At 46.8% G+C, this 16,951-nt stretch carries 14 protein-coding genes; 9 read left to right on the plus strand and 5 right to left on the minus strand.

What is annotated here, in order from left to right:
* Positions 1-182: 182 nt before the first annotated feature.
* Positions 183-374: a YgaP family membrane protein gene (locus EHO60_RS03790; RefSeq protein ID WP_135766849.1), complete on the plus strand. Its 192-nt coding sequence runs from the start codon at positions 183-185 to the stop codon at positions 372-374.
* Here EHO60_RS03790 and EHO60_RS03795 read toward each other — a convergent pair.
* The 3 genes from EHO60_RS03795 to lepB form a co-directional block, all read right to left on the minus strand.
* Positions 346-2,229 (minus strand): motility associated factor glycosyltransferase family protein, encoded by a 1,884-nt coding sequence (locus EHO60_RS03795; RefSeq protein WP_135766850.1) that lies wholly within the window; start codon positions 2,227-2,229, stop codon positions 346-348. The two genes, EHO60_RS03790 and EHO60_RS03795, sit on opposite strands and share 29 nt — an antisense overlap.
* Positions 2,226-4,031, minus strand: coding sequence for a penicillin-binding protein (locus tag EHO60_RS03800; RefSeq protein WP_167880152.1), 1,806 nt, complete (start codon positions 4,029-4,031; stop codon positions 2,226-2,228). Before EHO60_RS03800 ends, EHO60_RS03795 begins: the two co-directional genes overlap by 4 nt.
* A 139-nt stretch (positions 4,032-4,170) precedes the next feature.
* Positions 4,171-4,764 carry a signal peptidase I gene (gene lepB, locus EHO60_RS03805; protein WP_135766852.1) on the minus strand — a complete coding sequence of 198 codons (594 nt, stop codon included), beginning with the start codon at positions 4,762-4,764 and terminating at the stop codon, positions 4,171-4,173.
* Between the two features lie 132 nt (positions 4,765-4,896).
* Here lepB and EHO60_RS03810 point away from each other — a divergent pair, with 132 nt between their 5' ends.
* The 6 genes from EHO60_RS03810 (at position 4,897) to EHO60_RS03835 (ending at position 10,091) form a co-directional block, all read left to right on the plus strand.
* Positions 4,897-5,436, plus strand: coding sequence for an LIMLP_15305 family protein (locus EHO60_RS03810; RefSeq protein ID WP_135766853.1), 540 nt, complete (start codon positions 4,897-4,899; stop codon positions 5,434-5,436).
* Between the two features lie 63 nt (positions 5,437-5,499).
* Positions 5,500-6,498 carry an SPFH domain-containing protein gene (locus tag EHO60_RS03815; protein ID WP_135766854.1) on the plus strand — a complete coding sequence of 333 codons (999 nt, stop codon included), beginning with the start codon at positions 5,500-5,502 and terminating at the stop codon, positions 6,496-6,498.
* Positions 6,499-6,501: 3 nt separating this feature from the next.
* Positions 6,502-7,863, plus strand: coding sequence for a threonine synthase (thrC, locus tag EHO60_RS03820; protein ID WP_135766855.1), 1,362 nt, complete (start codon positions 6,502-6,504; stop codon positions 7,861-7,863).
* Positions 7,864-7,952: 89 nt separating this feature from the next.
* A complete protein-coding gene (locus EHO60_RS03825; protein WP_135766856.1) occupies positions 7,953-8,690 on the plus strand; it encodes a hypothetical protein in 738 nt (245 codons plus the stop codon).
* Positions 8,691-8,724: 34 nt separating this feature from the next.
* Positions 8,725-9,822: an LIC10486 family protein gene (locus tag EHO60_RS03830; protein WP_135766857.1), complete on the plus strand. Its 1,098-nt coding sequence runs from the start codon at positions 8,725-8,727 to the stop codon at positions 9,820-9,822.
* An 89-nt stretch (positions 9,823-9,911) separates the two neighbouring features.
* Complete coding sequence (locus tag EHO60_RS03835) at positions 9,912-10,091, plus strand: YegP family protein (protein WP_135766858.1); 180 nt, start codon at positions 9,912-9,914, stop codon at positions 10,089-10,091.
* Between the two features lie 187 nt (positions 10,092-10,278).
* Here the strand turns inward: EHO60_RS03835 and leuS are convergent, their stop codons facing one another.
* Positions 10,279-12,930, minus strand: a complete 2,652-nt coding sequence (gene leuS / locus EHO60_RS03840) for a leucine--tRNA ligase (protein WP_135766859.1) — start codon at positions 12,928-12,930, stop codon at positions 10,279-10,281.
* 241 nt (positions 12,931-13,171) lie between these two features.
* Positions 13,172-13,360: a hypothetical protein gene (locus tag EHO60_RS17190; protein ID WP_135766860.1), complete on the minus strand. Its 189-nt coding sequence runs from the start codon at positions 13,358-13,360 to the stop codon at positions 13,172-13,174.
* A gap of 304 nt (positions 13,361-13,664) precedes the next feature.
* Between EHO60_RS17190 and EHO60_RS03850 the strand changes: the two genes are divergently transcribed.
* Together EHO60_RS03850 and EHO60_RS03855 are read left to right on the plus strand one after the other, a co-directional pair.
* Positions 13,665-14,390: an ABC transporter ATP-binding protein gene (locus EHO60_RS03850; RefSeq protein WP_135766861.1), complete on the plus strand. Its 726-nt coding sequence runs from the start codon at positions 13,665-13,667 to the stop codon at positions 14,388-14,390.
* Positions 14,387-16,927, plus strand: coding sequence for an ABC transporter permease (locus EHO60_RS03855; RefSeq protein ID WP_135766862.1), 2,541 nt, complete (start codon positions 14,387-14,389; stop codon positions 16,925-16,927). The genes EHO60_RS03850 and EHO60_RS03855 overlap by 4 nt, the downstream gene beginning before the upstream one ends.
* The last annotated feature ends 24 nt before the right edge of the window (positions 16,928-16,951 follow it).

Raw genomic sequence — 16,951 nt, forward strand, 5'->3', positions numbered from 1 at the left:
TTTGAAATCCTCTTTCGACCTCTCAAAAGGGAATGTGACGTCGTTATGGCAGTTTTCTTAGGAAATAGGAACCGGTTTTCCCCAAAATCCGGCGGGAAGCGGAGAGTCCGTGATAATTGTCAGCATTCTCAAAACGATAGATTGTGTTAGGATATCCTATAAATAGGAGGAATCCGGAATTGATGGCGATAAACGAAGGTAGATTGGATCGTTTTCTTAGAGTTCTAGTAGGAGTGATTGCGATTGGCTGGGGGATCTATTCCCAAAACTGGTTAGGTGCATTCGGGATCCTTCCCCTTACGACCGGCTTAGTCGGATGGTGCCCTGCTTACGCTCTGTTCGGTTTCAGCACTTGTGCGCGTTCTGAATCCTGAGGACCGATCTTTTCAGTAAACGAATGTTCATGTCGGTCGCAGTGCGAAGACCTTCGTACAGTAGAACGCTCTTCTTCGCGACCGCGAGCTGTTCGTTCTTTTTTTCTTCGAGGGTTAGTTCCGTTTCGTAACCCTCGGTGATGGAAAGAATCGTCCTTTGGAGACTTGCACCCAGAAATTCCGTCAGGCCTTTTTTGGAAGCCACTCTTTCGTCTATTCCGTCTATTTCGCGTAACGCTCTTTGGATTCCTTCCCTATCCTTAGCGCCTGCGGAAATCAAAGCATAGATTTTTCGAGAAAGATTCTCCCCGGACACGACGTCCTTGGAAAATTCGACCAACTCGTTCAGAACCCCATTTAAGTCGGAGAGAATTTCCGTATGAATTTGCGTCGGGATCGATTTCCGAATCCCTTTGATTTTTTCCCGGATCCTTTTGATAAGAGATTCCTCCGGAGGATTTTGCAAAAACCAGTCCGAAAGTTCCGAGAACGGAATACCTTCCAGGCGAGCGCCGTTTTTCCCCAGGTTTCTCCAAGGGATGTTTTTTTTTCTTTCTTCGAACCATTTCTTAAAAATCAGCAATTTCGCGTTCGTGCGCAGAGTTTCTCCGGTTTCGGATTCCACCCATCTTGCAGGTAGCGCCGTCATCTGCTTGTGATTGTGTTTTTCTCTCCGAAATTTTCTGCTTTCTAAAAAGTTCAATCTTTCCTCTAGAACGGCCCCCTTACAATGAGCAAGAGTGTGAGGAAAGGAAAGATCCTGGCCTACGAGTAGAATGGACCTGGCACCCATCTTCTCGGCAAGACTACAGGCGTTGGTAGAAACGGATCCGCCGAAATCTAGGGATCCGATTCCTTCCGGGAGACGACTTTCGATCAACTTGATCCAAGGAAAAGGAGAAGAAGTAAAAAAACCTCCTTCCATGGAGATCCTCATTCTAAGGGAATGATAAGTGGTCGTAGGATCGAATACGAACGAGGCTTGGCCTTGGTATCCTTCCAAATATTTCGAATTCAGCGGTTGAGGATCCACGCTAAAAACTAGATCAGGATCGATTCCGGCTTTCTGAAGAACCGTAAGCGCCGTATCAACCGCGATCAAAACGAACTTTTCCCTATGTTCTTTTAAGGAATCCAAGGATTCGGAAAGCGTAGGACCCGCGCCGCAGACGACGATGTCTATCCTGGAATCGCATATTTCGAAAATCGAATGGATCGGATGTAAGTCCAAAATTTCGGGAAGATTCCGTAAAAAATTTCCGGTCCAAATTTTTTCGAACCGAGTCAAGGTTGCGGTGTTTACGTCTTTCTTATGAAAGAACGTTTCCGCCAAAAACCGCGGTTCTTGGTAATCCTCCGGCTTCCATTGTAGACTCCCCCTGTGCGGAATAAAACTGATCGGAAGACCGGAGATTCCTTTAAAACAGTCGTAAAAGGAAGTCTCGTCGAATGGGGGTAAAAGGATCCTAAGGCGACGATTTTCCAGCGCCTCGGAAAAATCCCGCAAGGAAAATGCCCGCTTTAAAATTCCGGGGAAAGGCTCCATCCATACGCAAACGATCTTTTCGAACTCCAGCGCATGCAGAATCGAATATCCGAGGCCGGCTCCAAAAAAAAGGAAGACCCGATCCTCGTCCCCCTTCTTCAAGGAAGCCAATTGTCGTACGGCTTCGGTATATGGTTCCCGAGCGCTGTGCAGAATCGTCGAATCCATCCTAAGACTAGGTTGTCCCGATCCGGTCGGAATCGGCTCCCCCATGAATTCGGAAAACAGGATCTGATCCGCGATCCTCGGATCCAGAACTCTAAGAGCGTTCAAGTTTCGATCCAGTAAATCGGAACCGATCTCCTTCATTGAAAGAACACATCCACCCTTTTTCCATCGAACTGGCTACCGGGAGAAGGTTCTTGTTCATAACAAAATCCGCTTCCGTGAAGCTTATAGGGAATTCCGGATGGAGAAAGGAGTTCGATCACCTCGCGTTTGCTTTTTCCGGACAAATCGGGAACTCGATCCGATTTTAGGACCAGAGGCTTGCGGTCCAACTTCGGAAGCCGAATGTCCACAGTTCTTTCCCCTTGTTCGATGATCGGAATGATATTCTCCACGACTTCCTTAAACACCGGAGCGGCCAATCCGCCTCCGGTATGACTGGATCCTTTCGGTTCATCGAAAAGAATCAATCCGACGATCCTAGGTTTCTCCGCCGGAAAAAAACCCAAAAACGAAGCGGACCAAAGTCCGTCCTGGTAACCTCTTCCCGACACCGCTTTTTGACCGGTTCCCGTCTTTCCTGCGATGGAATATTCCTGTATGTAGGCGTTTTTCCCTGTTCCCTCTCTCACCACCCGAGTCATGGCCTTCAAGAGTCTCTCCGTAGAATATTCCCTGATTCCCACCGGAGCCTCCTCGGATTTATATTCGTGGAGTACCTCTCCGTAAACGTCCGTCACATGGGAGGCCACACGAGGAGTGATAAATCTTCCACCGTTCACGACGGAAGCGGCGGACGCAACCAACTGGATCGGAGTTACCGAAATCCCCTGCCCGATCGCCAAAAACATAGGAGTGGTAGGAGTCCATTTATTCAGACTCGGAAGGTAGCCGACGGATTCGTTCGGTAATAGTCCGGTTTTTTCGGCAAAACGAAAACGTTTCATATATTCGTAAAGAACTTCGTTGGGAATCCTGGATGCGGCTTTTATGATTCCCGCATTGCAGGAATACTGCAGAATCTCCTCTAAGTTGACTTTCCCGTGAACCTGAGTGCATTTAATGCGGGTTTTTCCGTATTCCACATATCCCGGACAATCGAATTTTTCGTTCGGACGAATTAAATTTTCGTTCAGAAGAACGCTCGCCAAAAAGATTTTCATCGTGGATCCGGGCTCGTAAACGTGACGCAATGCCCAATTGGTATGCGAAATCTCTTCGAAGGATGCATAACGGTTCGGATCGAAAGAAGGGAAACTCGCCATCGCCAGGATTCTTCCCGTATGCAACTCCATCAGGAGTCCGACCGCTCGCTTTGCACCCGTTTCTTCGAATCTCTTTCCAAGGGCTTTTTCCAATTTGAATTGGATCAATCCGTCCAGAGTCAGATGGAGGTTGGCGCCGTGGGTCGGATCGGATTCGGTCGGTGTCATCAATTCCCGATTATAATAATATTCCAATCCGGAAAGGGCCTTGTCGTCGTCCATTCCGGTAAACCCGAGCAAGCTCGCCGCGAGACTTCCGTGAGGGTACACCCGTTTGTATTCCCTTTCTCTGCGCACTCCGGGCAATGCCATCTCCATGATGCGACTCGCGGTGGCGTCGTCGATCTCCCGCTTTAAGAGAAAATACCTGCTTTTTTCCCGTATCAAGCCCTCGATTCTCTCCGGGGAAATATCCAAATACGGAGAAAGCTGCATGGCTGTGAAATTCGGGTCGTAGATATTCGCCGGGTAGATTCCGATCGTGGAAGAATCTACGGAAAGCGCCAATTCGATTCCACGCCGATCGTAAACGGCGCCGCGCAAAACTCTTTCCCCGTTTTTGAACGCGATTTCCTTGTCGTTAAAGAATACAAGATACCCTACGCGACCGGCGAGAATCGCAAAAAGCGAACAAAGAAAATAAAAAAGAAAGGAGAATCTCTTACGATCGGGAAGCATAACGATATTGCAAATTATCCGGGAGTCGCGATTTCGATCGCGAGCCGCCTAGCGAGCGACCCGCAACGGAACTTTCTTTTTCAAGATCGGCAGTTCCGATAAAATCCCAAAGACGATTGTGTCCGAAGGCTAGCGACTTTTAGATTCTCGCCAAAACCTTGCCTCTGAGTTTATAAAACGGAATCAGTCCGTAATTTCGGGAGTCCGTGGAAAATTCCCGGTTGTCCCCCAAGACCAAAAAATATCCCGGAGGAATCCTTCCCGAATCTCCGATTCCGACATTTCCGGCAACGCTTACCACGGGAACGACCGAAAGAGAGGGGGCTTGGGTCTTAAAACCCGGCTTTACGAAGGGCTCCTCCAAAGAAGAATCGTTGATATGGATCCTTCCTTCCGAGAACCGGAAAAAATCTCCCGGCAATCCGACCACCCTCTTCAAGCTGAGTTCCGCGCCTACTCCGTCCAGGACTAGAACATCGAATCTATCTATTTTCGATTCCACAAGGGACCAAGTCCAAGGCCCTACCCTTGCCGGAAATCCCCATTTTTTTACCAACACCAAGTCCCCGTCTTGAAAACTAGGCATCATGGAATTTCCGGTGATAAAATAGAATTGGATCACGAAAATTCGGAGATAGAGTACGGAGGCGATCGCTAAAAGAACGGGAAACGCCTTTTTTATCCAAAGCAACAGAGTGAATCTAAATGTGCCGACATTGGTTAAAAATGGCATGCTTTCCCGCACCCGTTCCCGACGAGTTTCTTTTCCATTAGACTCGAATCCTTTTTTCGCACAACGTCAAAATCGAGGTTTCCAGGCGAATTCTACTTGCCCGAGCCCATTTTCCGATACAATATATTCGTCATGTCAGATAACAATGCCGTTCAAAGTTACATCGACCGCTACCGTACGGAAAGGGGAAAAATGAAGTCCTTCCTCTCGAAGTTTCCTTTTTACGGTGATATCATAAAAAACGAGGAATATTACAACGCGGATCGCCTCGTTAGAGAAGAACTCTCTCGAAAAATCGGTTCCTTAAAGGAACCGATCCGAAGAATCGAAGAAGGTTTCGTAAACGATCGAAGAATGGATCTTATCGGTTCCACGGAGATTCTACTTTCCTTGATCGAAAGGTTAAAAAACGAAATTACCGGCGCCGGATACGGTCTAACTAGTCTGGGCTCCGGCTTCAAACCGGGAGAAAACGAATTAACCGAACTCACGGAATGGGATTATTCCTTGTTGAAGCACTCCGAAGAACTGGGGGAAAAAGCGATTTCGAACGGTGTAAAATCCACCGATTCCGTCGAATCCGTACGGAATTGGGTAAGTGATTTTCGAAGCGAATTGGATCGTTTCGCGGAAGCGCTGAGAGCCAGACGGAACGTGTTTCTCAAGAAATAATTTCATCGTTTTTTCGTTTGCACTCAAGTATGCAGACGAATAACATCTTTATAAGGAGCGATTATGGCATTAATAGACGTCATCAAATACGAGGGAAATCCCGGAGAAGTCGTTTGGAAATTTCCCAGAAACGACATCAGCACTTTCGGACAGTTGGTCGTAAACGAAAGCCAAGAGGCGGTGTTTTTCAAGGAAGGAAAAGCCTTGGACGTATTCGGTCCCGGTACCCATACTTTAAAAACCGGAAACGTTCCGATTCTGGAAAAACTCGTTAACCTACCCTTCGGAGGACAGACTCCGTTTAGCGCCGAAGTCGTGTACGTGAACAAAGCTCTGATTCAATTGAAATGGGGAACTCCCACCCCGATCCAGGTGGAAGATCCGAAATATATGATCACACTGGGAGTAAGAGCATTCGGAACTTATAATATTAAAGTAACGGATTCAAAGTCCTTCGCAACCACCGTAGTCGGATCCAAAGGCGCGTATAACCAGGACCAAGTCGATAACCTTTTCAAACCGATGATCGTCACTCGTTTGAGCGACTTTTTGGCGGAAGTGGTTCTGAAAAGCGGAGAACCGATTACAAGACTTAGCCAGCACTTAGAGGAATCCTCTTCCGCGGGAAAAACGAAAATCCAACCCGACTTCGCGAAATATGGAGTCGAGGTCGTGGACTTTTTCGTACAGTCCATCAACTTCGATCAGAACGATCCGAATTTCCAAAAAATCCAGAAGGTACTTACCGACAAATTCGAGATCGAAACCCTGGGCGGAATGTACCAGCAAAAAAGGATGCTGGACATCGGAGAGACCGCTGCGGGAAATCCCGGAGGGAACGCGGGGGAAGGAATGTCCGCCGGAATGGGATTGGGCATGGGAATGAATATGGCGAACATGATGGCCAATATGATGGGACAACAGAACCAGAACAATGCCGCCGCGAACGGACAAAACGACGCGACGACAAGGTTGGCGAAATTGAAGAACATGTTGGACCAAGGCCTCATTACGCAGGAAGAATTTGATGCCAAAAAAAAGGACATTCTAAACTCTATCTAAAGTATGAGTTCCACGCTTACGCGGTATAAGGCCGAATTTCGATGCATTAACGAGTCCTGCGCTTCCGTATACGATCTGAACGAAGTCGTATACGAATGCAAAAAATGCGGAAGTTTACTCGAAGTTTCCCACGACCTGGATGCCTTGCGCGAAAAAAGCGGCCAAGAATGGAGGGACCTGTTCGACTCCAGATTCCGTTCCGTTCAATTCCCGAATACGTCCGGGATTTGGAATAAAAGGGAATGGGTCCTTCCTCACGCAGACAACTCGGAGATCGTAAGCTCTGGAGAAGGGCTATCCCACCTTTTTTCCTCGGATCGATTCACCAAGGATCTGGGATTGGGCGGGCTCTGGATCAAGCAATGCGGTATTTCGCATACCGGATCCTTCAAAGATCTTGGCATGACCGTTCTTCTGACTCAAGTACGGCACATGTTGAACCAAGGAGTTCCGATCCGAGCGGTAGCCTGCGCAAGCTCCGGAGATACTTCCGCAGCGCTTGCATCCTACGCGGCTAAGGCAGGCATCCCTGCGATCATTTTTCTACCTGCCGGAAAAGTTTCCCAAGCGCAACTGATACAGCCCGTCTCCAACGGTGCACAGGTCATCGCCTTGGAAACCGACTTTGACGGTTGTATGAAGATCGTGAAGGAAGTCACGAAGGAAGCCGGAATTTACCTAGCCAACTCGATGAATAGCTTGAGGATCGAAGGACAAAAAACGATAGCACCGGAAATCCTGCAACAACTGGAGTGGGAAGTTCCCGATTGGGTCATCATTCCCGGCGGGAATCTCGGAAATGTCTCCGCACTAGGGGCAGGTTTTGAAATGGCCGAAAAATTGGGCCTGATCCGTAAGCGTCCGCGAATCGTTTTGGCACAGGCGGAAAATGCGAATCCGTTGTATCTCTCCTACTTAAAAAACTTCCAGGAATTTGCGGCAATGGACGCAAAGCCGACTTTAGCCTCCGCAATACAAATCGGAAATCCAGTTTCGGTTCAAAAAGCGATCAAAACCTTAAAGTCGTTTAACGGAATCGTAGAGCAGGCCGGCGAAGAGGAATTATCCGATGCTGCCGCTCGCGCGGATCTTTACGGTCTGTACAACGATCCTCATACGGGAGTGGCCCTTGCCGCCTTATACAAACTCTTGGCGAAAGGGACGATACATAAGGGCGAAAAAGTAGTCGTTGTTTCCACCGCCCATGGATTAAAATTCACGGAATTTAAACTCAAATTTCACGAAGGGAAAATCGCCGGCACCGATCCGAAATTGGCGAATCAAATCCGCTCTTGCCGCCCCGAAACCGGGCCGGTGATGGATGAGATCGCGAAATTCCTACAGGGAAGAGCTAAAATTTCCTGATTTTCGGGATTTTTATCCTGATTTTTTTCGTGGGAAAGCCTCGTTTTTTTCTCGAAAACGTGGACCGGTAAATATAATCGATAATCCGAATGAATGAAGGAATCGAGGAGTTTTCCCAGGAATTCCTATTCGAAATAGAAACAGCCGTTAAAAAAGAAGAGCCAGTCTCTATAATTACGTATGTCCTGAGTAGTAACGGCGAATCCAAGCTCAAACACCTGATACATACCGTCTTAGCCAAATACGGACGGGAAGATTTAATCGAACTTCTTTTTACCTCCGCTAAGGAGCTGATCGTCAATGCGACAAAGGCCGCCATTAAACGGGTATTATTCCGAGAATTGGGTCTGGACATAAACGATTCCACCCAATACGACCAGGGGATGACTTCGTTTAAAGAAAATCTAGTAAGTCGTAAGTTTCCGTATTACCGCCGTAAAATGAAGGAAAACGGACTTTTCGTAAAGGTAACTCTAAGTTTCAACAAGGATAGAATCATCCTATTGGTTCAGAACAATTTTAATCTTGCGAGCCGCGAGGAAAAAAGGATCAGAGAGAAGTTCATACACTCTAAAGAATTTGACAATCTCTTCGAGTACTATATGAAGTACGGAGATACGACGGAAGGAGCCGGGATGGGCATCACCATGGTGGAAATTCTGGTAGCCCAAAGCGGCTATGACCGGCATCTGTTTACCATCTACAGCCGCCGATCCGAGAACCGCACCGTAGCTCGCGTCGAGATCCCCTTGGCGGAAGATTACATGCCGAGAAGACATCGTTATCAAAAATGGTTGCAAGAAAAATCAAGGAGCTTCATCGAATAGAAGCTCCGATAATCGTGCTTGGAACTGAGGAATAATGGAAAAGAACCCGCAAACCAGTAAACTCCAGGAACAGGCAAACCTAATGAACCTGGCTTTCGAATCCGTCCTCACGGAGGAACAGGCGATCGAACTCATTCAGGGCAAATTAAAAGATGCCTATCTTTTAAAACTTCGGATCGACGTAGAAAATAGAGCCGGAGTGGTCATCAGCTTGGTATCCAGATTTAAGCACGAGATCATAGAACTATATTCCCTGTTTTCGAATTCCTCTCTCATTCGAAAAATCAGAACCTTCGAAGATTTCGGCCAAATCACACACGATATGGCGGAGGCCGCCAGGGAAGAAGCGGCAGACGCAGGCCTGTCCGAACAAGTCGGCCGAATTATGCACTCCAAACTCAACAAACAGATTTTGGAAAATTACTACCCGATGTGGGACCGGAACGATACCGGAGCTCTCGTGAATATGCTGGAAAATCAGATCAAAGCCGGATTGAAAATCAATACGGTCCGAGTCCAGGCGGATGTGGAATTTGTTTCCAGTGTTCGAAACCGCGGCAAAACGATTTTTGCCGGAGTTCTTTCTCCGATCGTCAAACCCAAGGAAGAAGGAGAAGCGGGGGATCTATCGGCGGCACAGATTGATCCGGAAAAAGCCGCAGTCCAGCGTCAGATAGAAGCGATTTCCAAAGGATTCGGGCGCATCGTTCCTGCAAAGACAGTGCTTTCTCCGGTCAACGGAATCGACTTCGACGATCTGATAGAAGGGGATAAAGTCCTTTTTCAATTACCGAACTCCTCTCCGGAAGAAAAGGCTTTGGCTAAAACACTCGGAGCGGTGGACCAGAACGGAAATGCCAAACCTATCGTCGGTTCTTTTTTGACCATTGCGTCCGGTAAAAACGAATATCATATTTTTGCAAAAGGCCCTGCCGGAGTACTGTTGCAAGCTTTCGAGGAAAGTCCTGTACGCTTAGCCCGTCCGAAAAGCGCCGCTACCCCTGGTGCAAATCCGAGACCTCCCGGAATGTCCGGCGGAAGAGCGCAGGAAAGCGGGAACACTTTGAATTATTTCATTTTAATCGGAGTTGTTCTTTTAGCCGGCATGCTCGCATTCATTCTGCTGAAATAAAAACCATGAAATCGGAAGTCGGTTTTTAGCCTTGACAATGCTTTTCTCCGAACATATAAAAATAAATTATTGATTCAAGAGAGAGAAATATGGCGGCGAAATTCGAAGTTTATACTGATAAGGGCGGTAAATTCCGCTTTCGATTAAAGGCGGGAAACGGGGAAATTATCGCGGCTAGCGAAGCCTATGAATCCAAGCAAGCCTGCCTTCACGGTATCGAATCGGTAAAGAACAATGCGCCGATCGCTGAGGTCGTCGAAGTAAGCTGATACAGTCGGACTTTTTAGAAAGTTTTGAAGGACTCCCCACCCTACTCTGGGTGGGGGCCGGTGCGGTGGTACCCGAACTCCTTATTCCAAAAAACGGTTTTTGTCAAACCGATTTTGAAGACTCTTTCTCTGTAGGAGTTCCTGCAAGAAACCCGCTTCTTTTATTGGATTTCCCTCGAAGAATCGCTTACGCCACGACCAAATTTACGAGTTTTCCAGGTACGTAGATTTCCTTGCGAATCTGCTTTCCTTCCATAAACGGTTTGATCTTATCCAGGGATTTTGCCAAGGCAAGTGCTTCTTCCTGACGAATCTCCTTCGGGGCCTTAAAGTCTGCCCTCAATTTTCCGTTTACTTGAACTACGATTAACACCTCGTCATCGACTAGGAATTCCGGATCCGCAACGGGAAAATTCTCGTAAGTAAGGGAATCTTTTCTTCCGCAAAGAGCCCATAATTCTTCGGAGATATGGGGAGCAAAAGGGGCAAGCAAAAGCAAAAACGGTTCCAAAATCCTGCGAGGCCGTCTTTCCGAAGGAGTGAATTCGTTTACGAAAATCATCAGTTGCGAGATGGCCGTATTAAAGGAGAAATTCTGGATGTCTTCGTCTATTTTGCGAACGGTTTTGTGGAAGATTCTTAACTCTTCGTTGTTCGGTTCGAATTCGTCCAATCGGAAGGATTCACCCGTGCCGGAGTGATACAATCTCCACACACGATTTAGGAATCTGAATACCCCATCGACTCCTCTTGTACTCCAAGGTTTGACCATTTCGAACGGTCCCATAAACATTTCGAATAATCTCAGACTATCGGCGCCGTAATTCTGGACCACGTCGTCCGGATTCACGACATTTCCTAGGGATTTGGACATCTTTCTCTTATCCTCGCCGAGGATCAGTCCTTGGTGCACTAATTTCTTAAAAGGTTCGGGAGTCGTTACATGTCCGAGATCGAAGAGTACCTTATGCCAAAATCTGGAATACAAAAGATGGAGAACCGCATGTTCCGCTCCTCCCACGTATAGATCCACGGGCATCCAGGCTTTTTCCAGTTCAGGATCTACGAAACGATCCGGATTATTCGGATCTATGTAGCGAAGATAATACCAACAGGAGCCGGCCCATTGGGGCATTGTGTTCGTTTCCCGCACTCCGACCTCGCCCGTAAGAGGATCCTTGTATTGTAACCAATCTCCCGCCAGAGCCAAGGGAGATTCCCCGGTTCCGGACGGTTTAAATTCCGCTAAATTTGGAAGTTCTAATGGAAGCTCGGACTCCGGAATCGCCCTCGTTACCCCGGAAGGAAAATGAACCAGAGGAATCGGTTCTCCCCAATAACGTTGTCTGGCAAAAAGCCAATCCCTCAATTTGAATTGGGTTTTTCTCTTCCCGATTCCTTTCCGCTCCGCCCATTCAGAAGTTTTGTCGAATGCCTTTCCGTAAGAGAGACCGTTGATGTCCAATTCTTCGGAAGAGGAATGAATACATTTTGATTCTTTGGAATCGAAAGCTCCTTGGGAAAAATCGCCTTCGATTACCGGAAGGATTTCCAAATCGAACGCTTTTGCGAATTCGTAGTCTCTGGAGTCGTGTGCAGGAACGGCCATGATGGCTCCGGTTCCATAGCCATAGAGAACATAATCCCCGATCCAAATTTGGATTTTTCTGGAAGGATCCGCGGGATTCAGAACATAGGCTCCGGTGAAGACGCCGGATTTTTCTTTGGAAAGTTCCGTTCTGTCCAAATCGCTTTTCAAGGCAGCGGATTTTCTATATTCCTGGACCTTTTCCTTTCGTTCCGGGGAAGTTAACAAGTCGACAAGCGGATGTTCAGGAGCCAGAACCATATAAGTAACTCCGAATATAGTATCGGGTCTAGTCGTATATACCCTAACTCCTCCGTAATTCAGATCTCTTTGCGACGAAGTTTCGGAATCTAATTGCGATTTCGCGGTATTCACCCGTTCATTCGTACCCGGGTCGAAAGGGAACGTGATCTCCAAACCTTCGCTCTTTCCGATCCAGTTCTTTTGCATCTCTAGCGTCGATTGGGGCCAGGAAACCAGACGTAAGTCCTCCAAAAGTCGATCCGCATATGCAGTGATTCTCATCATGTACTGCCGCATCGGTTTCCGGACCACTTCGTATCCCTTTTCGACCCATTCCTCGACTTCTTCGTTGGCCAAAACAGTGCCTAATCCCGGGCACCAATTGACCGGAATTTCCGCCTGGTACACCAATCTGAATCCGGAAAGCACCTGCTCCTTTTCCACGTCGGAATATTTATTCCAGTCGGAGCTGCTAAACGGGCTTAAATCGTCGAATCCTACAGATCCATTGGTTCTCAGCCTATCTGCCAATTCGGAAATCGGTCGGGCCTTTTTTGCCTCAAAATCGTACCAAGAATCGAAAAGTTTTAGAAAAATCCATTGAGTAAACTTGTAGTATCTAGGGTCGGTTGTGGAAAGTTCCCGGTCCCAATCGTAAGACAGGCCGATAAACTTGATCTGCCTTCTAAAGTTGTCTATATTCTGGTGAGTGGTTTGAGCGGGATGAATTCCCGTTTGCATAGCGTACCTTTCGGCGGGCAGCCCGAAGGCATCCCAACCCATAGGATGCAGGACTTCGAATCCTTTCATTCTTTTGAATCTGGAAACGATATCCGTCGCAGTGTACCCTTCCGGGTGTCCGACATGCAAACCTGCACCCGAGGGATAAGGAAACATGTCTAAACAGTAAAACTTCGGCTTAGAAGAGCGAAGGTTTGTCTGGAAAGAACGGTTTTTCTCCCAATACGATTGCCATTTCGATTCGATTTCCCGGAACGGATAGTCCATACCGAGAGGATTTTTCCCTAGGTCCAGAATCCAATTCTTTTTTGAGAATCACTTGTACGAGATTGCGGCGGAAAGATCGGAATTCTAAGCCGATCCCTTCTTCATTCTTTGGAAAATAGGAACCGAAAGAATCGCAACAGGTCAAAAACGAGGAAAGCCGGGAAAAACCGGCTTTTTATCATTCGAAATCAGCATTAGGAGGTTGGAAAAAAAAGGAAGAGAACGCTCCGAGCGAATCGTTTTATTTGCGTACTGAATCGATCACTTTGATCAGTCTGCGAAAAGTTTGATTCAAGCAGTCGCGACAAAGATCGTACTGAAAGAGATGCGTCGTTGTACGACCGCAACCTTTGCACGATAGCTTCCTGTCATGAGCTCGATTAACTTCCGCATCCTGTTCGTTCAAATCCGTCACTGTAGATAATTGCATTTTGCTCCCAGAAATTTCCATCGAGGTTCTTTTTATTTACGGAGTGTCAATAAGTCTGAGATCGACTTCTCGTTTCTGAACCGACTCTCCGAAGGTCGAGAGTTACTTTATAAATTCGGCCGATTCTAGAGTCAAAAAAAATTAGGAAGAACGATCGCGAAAATGCCCGTAAATTTTTCGAAAAAAAATTCCAAGCTACGCAAAGACTGGAATGGTTTTTCAAGTGAAAGTTTTTTTGCTCTGAAATAAATTTCCTATCAAGTGCCGAGTTTAGGTCAGTCAAAGTTTGAGGAAGGTGCCGCATTTGTTATCGATATCACAACTGAACAAATCTTATACGGTTGCAGGAGAAGAATTTCGCGTCTTGAAAGACGTGGAATTCGAAGTCCAAGAAGGAGAATTCGTCGCCATCGTCGGTCCCTCCGGTTCTGGTAAGTCCACGTTACTTGCAATTTCCGCGGGATTGGATAAGGCTGACAGCGGAAAGGTGGTCTTGGACGGAATTTCCCTGCTCGAAAAGAAAGAAGACGAGCTTGCAAAGTTAAGAGGCGAGAAATTGGGTTTTGTTTTTCAGAATTTCCAACTGATTAAGACCCTGAACGCATTGGAAAACGTATCCCTTCCACTTGCTTTGACAACAAACCTTCCGGAAAAGGAAATCAGAGAGAGAGCGAGGCTCTGGCTGGCAAAAGTCGGCATGGAACACAGAAGTTCCAATTTTCCCAGCCAACTTTCCGGTGGGGAAGAGCAAAGGGTCGCAATTGCAAGGTCCTTCATTCATGAGCCGAAACTTCTGTTTGCAGACGAACCGACCGCAAATTTGGATCGAGCCAACGGAAATCGCATCATGTCTTTATTAAAGGAACTGAATCGAACGAGGAAATCCACATTATTAGTGGTAACCCACGATCCGCAAGTCGCCTCCTTGGCCGACCGTGTCCTAGAAATGAAAGACGGTTCCATCCTAAACGACGGAAAAAAGGCTCGTCCTTCAAAATCCAAGAAGGTTCCTCCTAGGAGAAAGAAATGAATCGAAATTTCTTTTTCCGGGTCATGTTACGGGAGATCGGCTCGCGAAAATCCTCTTCTCTCCAAGTAATTTTAGCCGTCGCAATCGGAACCGGAGCCGTTCTTTCCGTTCATTCCTACAGGGAGCAACTTTCCAAAACCATATTAAACGAAGCCAAAAACATCATGGGAGCCGATCTAGTCGCCTCTTCCAGTTCGCCCTTTTCCCCTCGGCAGAAATCGTTTTTAAGGCAGGAATTGCCCCAAGGGACAAAATTCTCCGAATTGGTCCAATTCCCTTCCATGCTGAGAAATCCGCATACCCAGGATTCCAGTCTTTCCTTGGTAAAGGCGGTAAAAGGAGAATATCCGTATTTCGGAGATGTTGTCACCGATCCTCCCGGAGCTTACAGAAACTTAACTCGAGGAGAAGTTCTTTTAGAAGAAAGCTTAATCAAGAATCTCAAATTAAAAATCGGAGACCAGGTCAGATTGGGGGAAGCCTCCTTTCGACTCAAGGGAATGATTCTGAAAGAACCGGGTCTCGCAGGAAATTTCCTCTCTATGGCTCCAAGTTGTATCCTTCATAGGGATTCCTTGGAGAAAACCGGATTAGAACAGAGAGGATCTAGAATCAGTTACCAAAGTCCGATTTTATTGCCTAAATCCGAGGATGCACCCGCACTTAAAAAGAAGAAATTCAAGGAATTCGCAAAGAACGATCTGCTCTTGTACGAAAGCACGGAAGCCAATTCCGGATCCCAAAAATTCCTGGCGAATACTTTGGATTTCTTTTCTCTATTGGCATTATGCGCTTTCTTTTTGGGAGGGATTTCCATTCTTCTATCAAGCCGTGCGGGAATCAGAAGTAAGGCGAATTCGGTCTCGATCTATAAGTGTTTAGGCGCGTCACCGAATCTCGTAGTTTCCTTAGTGCTCGGAGAATTACTCCTGCTTTCCACGATCGGAGCCGTCTTAGGCTTCGGAGTCGGCATATTGGTTCAATACAAAATCCCTAATATAGCCGCTAGCGATTTTCCGTTTCAGCCGGAATTGCTTCCGAGTCCGAAAACGGCGCTTTGGGGATTCTTTTTAGCTTGGGTTGTGCCGCTCGCTTCCGCTTGGGATTCTCTTGCCAAAACCCGTTCCTTGAGTCCTCTCTACGCGTTGCGTTCCGATTTTGCGGAAGAGCTTCAGCCTTTACCCAAATTCGATTTGAGACAGATCCTTTCTTTCGGAACAGTCTACTTACTTTTTTTCGGTTTGGCTTGGTGGGAAACGGGAGATTGGCTCAAAGGAATTCTACTTTGCAGTCTTCTTTTATTTTTACCGGTCGTAATTTATTTCGGCACTTTGGTAGTGAGAAAATTGCTATCCTTCATCCTAGCTAAATTTGATTTTTCCCCCAGCATTAGGATGGCCTTACGAAAATTAGATAGGCCGCGTACCGGTTTGTCTTGGGTCGCAGTCGGATTGGGTTCCTCCTTATTCGTCCTTTTGCTCAGTTTGTTTATTGGCGATAGCCTATTAGAATATAGCGGAGCGAAGGATAAGGAAAGACGTCCCAATATGTTCGTCCTGGATATCCGGCCTGAACAATTGGATTTCTTTATGCAATCCGCAACGAATCGTCATGCGGAAAAACTGATAACGGCTCCCGTTATCGGAGCAAGATTGGTTCGTATCAACGGGGAACCGATCAAGAAAGAAGAAACGGAAGAGTCCGCTCTGAGAAGAGATTGGAGGTCTACCGCGCGAACCAGAGAATACTTTCTCTCTTATCGGGACACAACCTATCCTACGGAAAAAGTTTCCGAAGGGGATTTCTGGAGAAAAGGAGAAGAGGACCAGATTTCCGTCGAAAAGGAATTTTCCAAAAATCTAAAAGTCGAACTAGGAGATAAGCTCACTTTCTCCATAGGAGGAGTGGAAGTTTCCGGAATGATCCGTAATTTTAGGACTGTGAATTGGTCCGACATGCGGCCAAATTTCGTCGTAATTTTTTCCCGAGGAATTTTGGAAAAGGCCCCGAAATTCTATCTGAGTTCCTTCCGATTGGAATCTCCGGAAGAACGATATAACTTACAGAAAGAATTATTAAACGAATTCCCGAATTTAACGATAATAGATACCGAGAAAGCGGTCCAATCCTTTATAGGAATTCTGGAAAAGATTTCCTTTGCGATCCGCTGGATGACTGGGCTGATCGTAATCTCCTCACTTTTGTTGATTTTATCCTCCTTGGAATTGAGCAGGAAGGAGCGCTTGGAAGAAACTTCCCTACTACGAATCCTAGGAGGAACAAAGGAATTTCTTCGTAAATATTTTCTGGGGGAAGCGCTCGTGCTTTCTCAGACTGCTTTTCTACTCGCGTTCGGATTGGTTTGGATCGCTTCCTATGTTCTGACGGATTTCGTCTTCGAAATTAGCGGAAGCGTTCCTTGGAAGGAGGCGGCTTTTGCTTACCTATTCACGAACTTGGCTGTGGTTGCCATGTATTTCTGGACTTTGAGCGGAGAGTGGGAAAGAAGTCCTACTTTATATTTGAAGGAAATCTAATAAAGGCGAATGAAGCAGGTTTCT

The organism is Leptospira fletcheri, from assembly GCF_004769195.1.
GTDB lineage: Bacteria > Spirochaetota > Leptospiria > Leptospirales > Leptospiraceae > Leptospira_B > Leptospira_B fletcheri.

Excerpts from the sequence above, each read along its gene's own strand:
- EHO60_RS03790 (WP_135766849.1), top strand. The coding sequence starts at position 183 with ATGGCGATAAACGAAGGTAGATTGGATCGTTTTCTTAGAGTTCTAGTA.
- EHO60_RS03795 (WP_135766850.1), bottom strand. The coding sequence starts at position 2,229 with ATGAAGGAGATCGGTTCCGATTTACTGGATCGAAACTTGAACGCTCTT.
- EHO60_RS03800 (WP_167880152.1), bottom strand. The coding sequence starts at position 4,031 with ATGCTTCCCGATCGTAAGAGATTCTCCTTTCTTTTTTATTTTCTTTGT.
- lepB (WP_135766852.1), bottom strand. The coding sequence starts at position 4,764 with ATGCCATTTTTAACCAATGTCGGCACATTTAGATTCACTCTGTTGCTT.
- EHO60_RS03810 (WP_135766853.1), top strand. The coding sequence starts at position 4,897 with ATGTCAGATAACAATGCCGTTCAAAGTTACATCGACCGCTACCGTACG.
- EHO60_RS03815 (WP_135766854.1), top strand. The coding sequence starts at position 5,500 with ATGGCATTAATAGACGTCATCAAATACGAGGGAAATCCCGGAGAAGTC.
- thrC (WP_135766855.1), top strand. The coding sequence starts at position 6,502 with ATGAGTTCCACGCTTACGCGGTATAAGGCCGAATTTCGATGCATTAAC.
- EHO60_RS03825 (WP_135766856.1), top strand. The coding sequence starts at position 7,953 with ATGAATGAAGGAATCGAGGAGTTTTCCCAGGAATTCCTATTCGAAATA.
- EHO60_RS03830 (WP_135766857.1), top strand. The coding sequence starts at position 8,725 with ATGGAAAAGAACCCGCAAACCAGTAAACTCCAGGAACAGGCAAACCTA.
- EHO60_RS03835 (WP_135766858.1), top strand. The coding sequence starts at position 9,912 with ATGGCGGCGAAATTCGAAGTTTATACTGATAAGGGCGGTAAATTCCGC.
- leuS (WP_135766859.1), bottom strand. The coding sequence starts at position 12,930 with ATGGACTATCCGTTCCGGGAAATCGAATCGAAATGGCAATCGTATTGG.
- EHO60_RS17190 (WP_135766860.1), bottom strand. The coding sequence starts at position 13,360 with ATGCAATTATCTACAGTGACGGATTTGAACGAACAGGATGCGGAAGTT.
- EHO60_RS03855 (WP_135766862.1), top strand. The coding sequence starts at position 14,387 with ATGAATCGAAATTTCTTTTTCCGGGTCATGTTACGGGAGATCGGCTCG.